This is a genomic window from Streptomyces sp. NPDC001617 (assembly GCF_053596855.1).
Genome location: NZ_JBSFHA010000166.1, coordinates 1 through 6,699 on the forward strand (window position 1 = coordinate 1; position 6,699 = coordinate 6,699).

9 protein-coding genes are annotated in these 6,699 nt (G+C 69.6%); all 9 read left to right on the forward strand.

The window, feature by feature from the left end:
* Positions 1–162 precede the first annotated feature (162 nt).
* The 9 genes from ACWC09_RS51835 to ACWC09_RS51875 all read left to right on the forward strand — a co-directional run bounded on the left by ACWC09_RS51835 (position 163) and on the right by ACWC09_RS51875 (position 6,457).
* The gene (locus tag ACWC09_RS51835; RefSeq protein ID WP_450859207.1) at positions 163–414 is read left to right on the forward strand and encodes a hypothetical protein; all 252 of its coding nucleotides are present in this window, start codon (positions 163–165) and stop codon (positions 412–414) included.
* Between the two features lie 15 nt (positions 415–429).
* Positions 430–624: a hypothetical protein gene (locus ACWC09_RS51840; protein WP_450859208.1), complete on the forward strand. Its 195-nt coding sequence runs from the start codon at positions 430–432 to the stop codon at positions 622–624.
* 16 nt (positions 625–640) lie between these two features.
* Positions 641–1,111 (forward strand): hypothetical protein, encoded by a 471-nt coding sequence (locus tag ACWC09_RS51845; protein WP_450859210.1) that lies wholly within the window; start codon positions 641–643, stop codon positions 1,109–1,111.
* Positions 1,112–1,201: 90 nt separating this feature from the next.
* The gene (locus tag ACWC09_RS51850; RefSeq protein ID WP_450859212.1) at positions 1,202–2,119 is read left to right on the forward strand and encodes a bifunctional DNA primase/polymerase; all 918 of its coding nucleotides are present in this window, start codon (positions 1,202–1,204) and stop codon (positions 2,117–2,119) included.
* On the forward strand, positions 2,116–2,439 hold the full coding sequence (locus tag ACWC09_RS51855; RefSeq protein ID WP_450859213.1) for a hypothetical protein: 324 nt from the start codon (positions 2,116–2,118) through the stop codon (positions 2,437–2,439). The genes ACWC09_RS51850 and ACWC09_RS51855 overlap by 4 nt, the downstream gene beginning before the upstream one ends.
* Complete coding sequence (locus ACWC09_RS51860) at positions 2,436–3,998, forward strand: YfjI family protein (protein ID WP_450859215.1); 1,563 nt, start codon at positions 2,436–2,438, stop codon at positions 3,996–3,998. The genes ACWC09_RS51855 and ACWC09_RS51860 overlap by 4 nt, the downstream gene beginning before the upstream one ends.
* Before the next feature lie 340 nt (positions 3,999–4,338).
* Entirely contained in the window at positions 4,339–4,566 is a 228-nt protein-coding gene (locus tag ACWC09_RS51865; protein WP_450859217.1) for a hypothetical protein, read from the forward strand.
* 84 nt (positions 4,567–4,650) lie between these two features.
* Positions 4,651–5,928 carry a tyrosine-type recombinase/integrase gene (locus ACWC09_RS51870; RefSeq protein ID WP_450859219.1) on the forward strand — a complete coding sequence of 426 codons (1,278 nt, stop codon included), beginning with the start codon at positions 4,651–4,653 and terminating at the stop codon, positions 5,926–5,928.
* 139 nt (positions 5,929–6,067) lie between these two features.
* Complete coding sequence (locus tag ACWC09_RS51875; protein ID WP_450859220.1) at positions 6,068–6,457, forward strand: hypothetical protein; 390 nt, start codon at positions 6,068–6,070, stop codon at positions 6,455–6,457.
* Positions 6,458–6,699 lie beyond the last annotated feature (242 nt).

Consider the following 6,699-nt stretch of genomic DNA (forward strand, 5'->3'; position numbering starts at 1 on the left):
ACCCCGGGTTGGGGGTTTCGGCCCCGGCGGTCCCTTTGCCAACCCCGGGCCGGCGGCTTCCCACCGCGACCCTGCTAGCGACCCAAACCGCACCTGATCAGGCCGCTAGTGACTAGCGGCCGACCTGCGGAAACCCTTCCAACCCCGTCTGAGAGGCCTCTGATGAGTCTCCCCCTGCTCGCTGCCGCATGCCTACTCACCGTCACTCTCGGTTACGTCATCAAGTGCTGGCTGAGCCCCTTCGGGGACTGCCGCAAGTGCCATGGCATGGGCCACGGCTTCAAGTCGGACCGCAAGGGACGGCTCAAGCGCGGCCGTGACTGCCGACGCTGCGACGCCACCGGCAAGCGCATACGCGTCGGCCGCTGGATCTACAACCGCGCCGCGCGCACCTACCGCGCCGGCACCCGCTGACCCCCGGGAGACCTCATGGTCATCACCGTCCCGCTCGTTCTGCTGCTCGGCATCGGGGCTCTTCTGCTGCTGCGGTTCAGGGCCGTGGGCTTCGGCGCGGCCGTCGCCGTCGCCCTGTTCGGCTTCTACCTCGCCAACACCGGCGCGGCCGACACCGTCAACCAACTCGTCACCGCTGTGACCGGCGCCCTCGCCGGCATCGGCCGCTAGAAGGGAAACAACCCCCGTGAACGAACCCACCCCGTACGGCCGTCCGACCGGGAACCAGGCGGCGGCCGTGGAGATCCACCACCCCACGCTCCTCACCCCGATCCAGCACACTGCGCCGCTCGTCCCCGCACAGCCGGGCACCATCCCGGCCGTGGCGAGCGTCGTCCTGCCCGACGGCCGCGTGGTCACCGGCTATGCCATCGAGCCCACCAAGCCCGAACCGGTCGTCGCCAAGCCGGTCGTGTCCCGGGCGGCGGTCAACATCGCACTCGGGGGCATCGGGTTCGGCGCCGTGTGCGGCGGGCTGATCCTGCTGACCACGTTCATCGCCGCGCTCGCCGCGCTCATCCACCAGCTCGTCATCCTCACCGCCGTCCTCTTCGGCGGCTGGGTGGCCGTGCAGGTGTTCAGCGCGAGCGGCCACCGGGGCGGGACCACGGTCAACATCCGCAAGGCCGTCTTCAAGCGCAACAACTTCCACGGCTAGCTACGCCCGAGGGCGGCGGCACTCCCGGACAGGACAGCCCGCCGCCCCCGGTCTCCGTATCCCGACGTAGCAGAACAGGAGATCTACAGCATGACAGCTGATGGCAACGCCCGGTGGTCTGCCAGTGGGAATCACCCGGACGGGAGCCACCTGCGCACCGCCCTCGCCCTCGCGACGGCCGGAGTCCCGGTCCTGCCCCTGCGGGCAGGCAAGGTCCCGTTCGGCAACTGCCGCACCTGCAAGGACAACGCGTGTGGCGGACGGCCGCACATGAAGGCGGCCGGTCCCTGCCGGTGCCCCGCGCCGTGCCACGCGTGGGCTGCCGCGACCACCGACCCGCACGTCCTCACCTCCCCCGCGTGGGCGGCGGTATGGCGTGAGGCGGTGGCGATCGCCTACCACCCCGGCGGGGCCGGACTGACGGTCGTGGACCTGGACAACGCGGCGGCCGTCGACTGGGCCCGCGAGATCCTGCCCGCCACCCGGATCGTGCCGACTACACGCGGCGAGCACTGGCTTTACCTGGGTGCCATGCCGTCGGCGAACGCGGTCCGGCCAGGGGTGGACGTCAAGTCGCTCGCGCAGTACGCCCGTTGGCTCGGACCTGGCACCGGCCACATGGCACCTCTGCCGGCCGCCGTGCGCGCGCTGGTGGTGAAGGAAGACACCACCCCCGCCCGGCGCGGGGTGGCTTCTTCTCTCCCCGCCCGCACCTCGTGGAACCGGTCGGTGGCCACCGGGTGCCGCCATAGCGAGCGCTACGTCTGCACCGGCCTGGAACGCGGCCTCGCCCTGGTACGGGCCCGCACCGAATCCGGCGCCGGATCACAGGCGTTCGGCGTTGCTCGCTTCCTCGCCGCACAACATGCCGGGTGCCCGGGACCGTGTGGCCTCGCCGCGATCGGCGAGGAGATCGTGACTGCCGCCGTCTCCGTGGGCGTCCCGGAGGCCTACGCGCGCCGCGCGGTCGCCAACGGCCTTGAGACGGCTGTGGAGCGCGCGGCATGAACGCAGCATCCCGAAACCTCGCGAACGGCCCTCAGGGCGCCGTACAGTGCCCGCCACGGCCGACCGTGGGCGAACCGAAGGTCGCCGCCCGCAAGGGCGTCCTTTCTGCCGTTGGCTTGGACCCGCAGACGGTCACCGTCACCGGCATCACCCCGGGGCTTCAGATCCAGTCCGAGGGCGTTCCCGTCGCGGACTGGATCTGTGCCTGTGGCCATCACGAACGCGCCCGGGGCCGCGTGGCTGTTCCCCGGCTGATCGCCCGCGTCCGCGTCGGCATCTGCCCCCACACCACTACCGCCGAAGGGAGGGCCGCCTCATGACTCCACAGCCTGTGGACAGCCCCGACCTATGGGCCGGACTGCCCACCCTGGAGGCACCGCCCGGCGAGGACGAGACGGCACCGGACGTGTGGGAGGACCCCATCCCCCTCACCGGCCGCCGTGAGCGTCCGCCGTTTCCCGCTCACGTGCTTCCCGCCTGGTTGGGGGAGTTCGTGGCGGCCGTGGCGGAGGAGACGCAGACCCCGGTGGACCTCGCCGGGTCGATCGCGCTCGCCGTGCTCGCCACGGCGGCCGGCGGCCGGTCGGTGGTCCACGTACGCGGCAACTGGCGCGAGCCCACCAACCTCTACACCGTGGTGGCGCTCCCGCCGGCCAACCGCAAGTCGGCCGTCTTCGCGCTGCTGACCAACCCCCTCTATGAGGCGGAGAAGCAGCTCAAGACCGCGATGAAGCCCGTGATCGTGGAAGCGGAGCTGACGGCGAGGTTGGCCAAGGAAGCAGCCGACAAGGCCGCCGCCAAGGCCGCGTCCGCTGACGGCGACAAGCGCGATGAGATGGTGGCCACGGCTGTGGGCCTCGCGCACACCGCCGACACGCTCACCGTCCCCGCCGAACCGGTCCTGTTGGCGGACGACTCGACACCCGAGACGGTCACCTCCCTCATGGCAGAGCAGGGCGGGCGGCTGTCGGTGATGAGCGCTGAGGGGGGCATCTTCGACATCATCGCCGGCCGCTACTCCGGCTCCCCCAACATGGAAGTCTTCCTCAAGGGGCATGCCGGGGACCGGCTGAGGGTCAACCGGCAGACCCGCCGCGAGTACATCGACGCCCCCGCGCTGACCATCGGCCTCGCTGTCCAGCCGGACGTGTTGCGGGATATCGGGAAGGTGAAGGGGTTCGAGGGACGCGGACTGCTGGCCCGCTTCCTGTACTCCCTGCCGGTGTCCACGGTCGGCGAGCGCGAGATCATCACCGACCCGGTACCGGAGCAGACGGTCGCCGCCTACACCGCCCGCGTCATCGACCTCGCCCTGTCGTTGGCGGAGTGGACCGACCCGGCCGTCATCCAGCTCACCCCGGAAGCGGACGCGGCCCTGATCGCCTATCAGAAGCGCATCGAACCGCAGCTCAAGGCACGCGGCGGCAAGCTGGGCCACATCTCCAACTGGGCCGGAAAGCTCGCCGGAGCGACCGCCCGCATGGCCGCGCTGCTGCACCTCGCCGACCACGGCGGCAACGGCTACGCCCACCCGGTCACCGAAGCCACCATGCGCGCGGCCATCGAGCTGGGGGACTACTACGCCGCCCATGCCCTCGCCGTGTTCGACGTCATGGGCGCCGATCCAGTCCTCTCCCGCGCCCGCAGCGTGCTGGAAGCGCTGAGGGACAACGGATGGGAGGACGTCAGCCGGCGGGACGTCTTCAGTGTCCTGTCCCGCAGCGAGGTCCCCACCGTCGCCGACCTGGAACCGGCCCTCGCATTGCTGGAAGACCACGGATACCTGCGCTCGTACCAGCCCGAGCGCACCGGCAAGCGCGGACGCCCCCCGGCACCACGCCTACAGGCCCACCCCGCCCTGCGCCACAGCGGCCGGTGACCCCGCCCGCGCACCCAACCCCCCCTCGCACAAACCGCGAAATCGCAGAAAACCCCGAGCACCCTGGCTGACCTGCGACGGGTCCCCGCGCCGACCCCGGACGGGGTCCCGTCGCACAATCCCGCGATATTCCGCAAAAACCGAGCGTCACCCTGCCCACGGGGACCCGCCGGCGGGCGCCTCCGATTTTTGCGGAATATCGCGGCTTTCTGCGGAGCACCACGCACCCCTGCCCGCGCACCGCATCACTGCAGGTCGACCGCCCTTCCCGGGGTTTCTGCGGATTTTGCGGTTTGTGCGGCGGCACTTGCCCATGAACTCAGCCCTACAGGAGTGAGCCGTGGCCGAACCCACCACCCTCCCCCTCGCCCCCGCCGAAGATCCGACCCTGGTTCTCCTCAAGGTCGAAGAGGCCGCCCGTCGACTCCGCATCGGCCGGACTAAATGCTTCGCCCTCATTCGCACCGGCGCACTGGAGTCCGTCATGGTCGACGGACTCCGCAGGGTCCCGGCCGACGCCCCGGCCGCATACGTGACCCGACTCCGCACTGCACAACGCGCCGCTTGAGGACGCCCGGGGCGGCGGCACTCCCGGACAGGACAGCCCGCCGCCTCGGTTCCCATCCCGACACCAAGAAACAGGAGTCTGCCTGTGGCAGAGGACAAGAAGCGCACCCGACAGCCCAACGGCCGAAGCTCCATCTACTTCGGCAAGGACGGGAAGTGGCACGGTCGGGTCACCGTCGGCACCAAGGACGACGGCACGCCCGACCGCCGCCACGTCGAACGCAAGACCCGCGCCGAAGTGACGGCCGCCGTCCGTGACCTGGAGAAGCAGCGAGACGCCAAGACCCTGGCCAAGCCGGGCAAGCCGTGGACGGTCAAGACCTGGTTGACTCACTGGGTCGACACCATTGCGCCCCTCGCGGTGAACGAGAACACCATGGTCGGCTACGGCGTCGCTGTGCGAAAGCACCTGATCCCCGCCCTCGGTGCTCACCGACTCGACAAGCTCAGGCCGGAGCACATCGAGCGTTTCTACGGGACCATGCAGGCCGCCGGGCGTAAGGCGGGAACGATTCACCAGATCCACCGCACCTTCCGCACAGCGCTCAACGAGGCAGTACGGCGCGGTCACCTGGGACGGAACCCTGTCCAACTCGCCAAGGCACCCCGGCTCCGGGAAGAGGAGGTGGAGCCGTACACAGTCGAAGAGGTGCAGCGGCTCTTGCGGGCCGCCGACGACCGCCGGAACTCCGCACGCTGGGCCGTGGCGCTCGCGCTCGGTCTGCGGCAGGGGGAGGCGCTGGGCCTCAAGTGGGCTGACGTGGATCTCGAACGGGGCGTCCTGATGGTTCGCCGGAGCCGTAGGCGCCCACAGTACGCCCACGGATGCGGCGACACCTGCGGCAGGAAAGCCGGCTACTGCCCGCAGCGTCAGCGGACGAACCCCGAGACGGCCGACACGAAGTCCCGCGCAGGTCGGCGTGCGGTCGGGCTGCCCGCTCAGCTTGTCGACCTGCTCAAGGTTCACCGGGTCAAACAGGAAGCCGAACGTGCGGCGGCCGGCGACGACTGGTCCGAGGAGGGATGGCTGTTCGCTACCCCCACGGGGCGGGGCACGTCCCCCCGGACGGATTACGACGACTGGAAGGAGTTGCTTGACCACGCGAAGGTGCGGGACGGTCGCCTGCATGACGCTCGTCACACTGCCGCCACGGTCCTACTGATCCTGGGAGTCTCGGAGCGGGCCGTGATGGGGCTCATGGGGTGGTCGACCACGGCCATGGCCGCGCGGTACCAACACATGGTGGACTCCGTCCGGAACGACGTCGCCCGGCAGGTCGACGGACTCATCTGGCAGCCCGCGGGCGAACGATCGACCGGCGGCGACGATGGGGCCGCCGGAGCACTCGTACCAGCCAACTGAGCAGGTCGGGATGAGGGGCGACCCGAACAAGGGCGCTCCTCATCCCGAGAGCCCACGCTGGAGGCCTCATCAGGAAGGATCACCTCAAAGGGCGCACCATGGGTGAAGCTGGATATCCGGTGCGAGGAGGAAACTCTCCATGGTCAACCAAACCCTCGGAAGAGGCGTCACAACCGCCGCAGAGACCTTCTGGTACTACCTCGGATGCTTGTGGTTCGGGGCCTACTACTTTGCGAAGATCCCTACGAAGAAGGCGCTCAGCGAGTACGGCCTCACCACGATGAGCGGGGCAGAGTGGTTCTGGTACGTGATGATGAACATCGCTCTGGGAGCCGGATACTTCTCCAAAGTCATCACCAAAAAGGCGCTCTCTGAGGTCCGATTCGGAGGCGGCGGCTGGCAAGCAGCTTTCCCCGCTTGGGGAGCGGACCCTCCGGCCGTTTCCGGACCTGTCGGCCCGAACGCCGGAGCTTGGCCGCCCGTAGAGGGGACGACGTCCAAGGAACGGCGCCCTGGAACGGATGGCTGAGCGGCTCTGCCGCCACCCACCGTTGATCCATCACGTGGGCTGCCGGAGTGGGATCGATCCTCAACCGGGGGCGTCGGAGTCCTCGTACCGGCCAACTGAGACGGAAAGTGAGACGGAACGCTACGAGGGGCCCGGTCCATCGGACCGGGCCCCTCGTCTACCTGCGGTAGCGGAGGGATTTGAACCCACCGTGACATTAGCCACACACCCAATAGAGGCGAGCTCCGTCGGCCGCTCGGACA